At 35.8% G+C, this 2,185-nt stretch carries 2 protein-coding genes; one reads left to right on the forward strand and one right to left on the reverse strand.

What is annotated here, in order from left to right:
* Positions 1-460: DUF1838 family protein (locus F6K22_RS22465; protein ID WP_293102924.1), on the reverse strand; the 460-nt coding region annotated here is incomplete at its 3' end.
* A gap of 832 nt (positions 461-1,292) precedes the next feature.
* Between F6K22_RS22465 and F6K22_RS22470 the strand changes: the two genes are divergently transcribed.
* Complete coding sequence (locus tag F6K22_RS22470; protein WP_293102927.1) at positions 1,293-2,093, forward strand: DUF1838 family protein; 801 nt, start codon at positions 1,293-1,295, stop codon at positions 2,091-2,093.
* The last annotated feature ends 92 nt before the right edge of the window (positions 2,094-2,185 follow it).

The raw sequence follows: 2,185 nt of genomic DNA on the forward strand, positions 1-2,185 counted from the left end.
CTTGATAGAGAGGTTGGGGACTATATTCAGCAAACTTCGGATCGTCGGCGAGGGGGTTAGGATAGCTAGAAAATAGGTCAAACTTATAAGTAGTCAACTCCTCATCAACTAATGCTGGCATTGGCCTTTTAAATAATCCCTGTACGGGATTATTGGCCACATGAAGCACAGGCAAAATTTCATCAGTCCAGGGATTTTTCCAAGTATCCAACTTTTCTCCTGTTTCGGGGTCAAGATAAAAGGTCAGTTCCCTAGAAGTAAAATCCCAACCTCCCTCAGATTTGGGAATACATCTGGCCACACTCATTCCTACTATTTCAAACAAATGCTGTTTCGGTTCCCCTGGAATAAAGGAATGAACCGAACCATGCCAAGTCAGAAAAGATTGTTGAGCATCGGTACTAGCACGGACTTTCACCCAGTCTTTTGCCTCAAGTAGTTTTTTTGTGAGATTGACCATTCCTTTGCTTTTGTAATTTTTTGTCTATAATAATACAGTAATTAGCATTCAGCTACTTAGCTATAAGGTTTATTTTTTTCATTTTGTTGTCTTCTTTGATGATTACTTACCCTAGTTTATTCAGTTAATAAATTCTAGATATCCTTGATTTTCAATCATTTTAATTAATCACGATAAAAATAAATTTTCTCAAAATAATTTGGTCTAAAAATCCGCCTTTTAATGCGAAATGTTTTTGTAGGTTTGCTCTAAATCCCTATTACAAAAAAAACTTATGACTTCTGACTTCGTTAACTTTTCTCTTATTAGTTTAATACCGCACTTTCTACAGGGTTTATCAAATTGATTGGGCTTTGTAGAAGCGGGGCGGTTGGGTGAAAGTATCCCGATGAACTTTTCCCTTCTTTCTTTTTCCGTAAACATTTCCTGCAGAATGTGGAGCTAAAACCAGTCATTTTTTATCTTGTCTCCTCGGAAAGAGCTGCGTTATTATAATTACGCTTGTCTTGTCTTGAGAAGTTGTTTGAGAAGTATTGCATGGAACCAATGAATCCGGGCAAACCTAACCCCCCTGCCCCCCTTCCCTACAAGGGAATGGGGGTGAATAAGCCTCTCTCGGAGTAGGAGAGAGGTTTGGAGAGAGGTTTTTATGAGTTTACAAACAGCTTCTGAAAGCAGAAATTTTTATTGATATATTTGAGATAATTTCTAGCATAAATAAGTAGCTACTAAGTTAATATAAGTTTTCTTAAAAAAATCCTTGCTTAATTATCAAAAAGCTGAGAGATGATTGCTAATAGCTGAATGCTTATTCAATAAATAGGAGTCAATAATGAGTGAATATGCAACTGAATATGAATTTGATAACTTAAATTTTTATAGAGAGAATAATGGTAAACAACTTTACTATAACTGGGGTGGAGAAGTTTGGTGGATAGAATCACCTGGTAAACCCAAAGAAAAGTTGTTTTCTATTATTGGTATGAATGCTACAAAAGTGTTTATTAAACCACATCCAGAATATGGGGAAGCTGGACAAAGAATTAATCGAGAAATTTGTTTATTTTGTGATGCTTATACTCAAGAAATATTGCATTATTGGCGACCAAGAGAAGGAGTAAAAGAAGTTCCAGTAGTGCATATTGCTAATCGTATGGTACAGGGTTTTGTCTCACCTAAAAAAATTGTCATTCCTGAGAATTCTGGATATGTGCAAAAAGTTATAGAAATTCCTTTAGAATATCCTCACCCTTTAGCAAAGGAAACTAAATATCTAGATTATTGTCCTGGAGAAAAGTTTAAGGGAGTGGAATATTTTACTTCTAGTGTAGCTCGGCCAGGAGTAACAGAAATACCTCCTTCTGAATGGGCAAGAGATTGTCCGTGGATGCCTTGGATGAAATTAGGTTATGGTCATCCAGCTAGATTAAGGTTTGAAACGACTATTTCTAGAGTAGAATCTTTTGAAGAACTTCATCCTAATTTAGTGAAGTTGGTGAGAGAAAGATTGCCAATTTATGAATTTGCTCCTGATGAAAGTGATGAGCCAAATGTAACAAGTATTTTGTATTTTAAGAAGTATTTTGATGCTTATTTAAAGGGAGAAATTTTTCCCATTCCAGAAACTACTTAAGTCAAGGTTGACTACTGACAGTAGATGCCAAGTTAATGTGGTCAAACTGACAGAATAAATATTTCTGGCCTATTCCCTATTCCCTACTCCCT

Source organism: Okeania sp. SIO2F4 (genome assembly GCF_010672385.1).
In the GTDB taxonomy this organism is placed as follows: domain Bacteria; phylum Cyanobacteriota; class Cyanobacteriia; order Cyanobacteriales; family Microcoleaceae; genus Trichodesmium.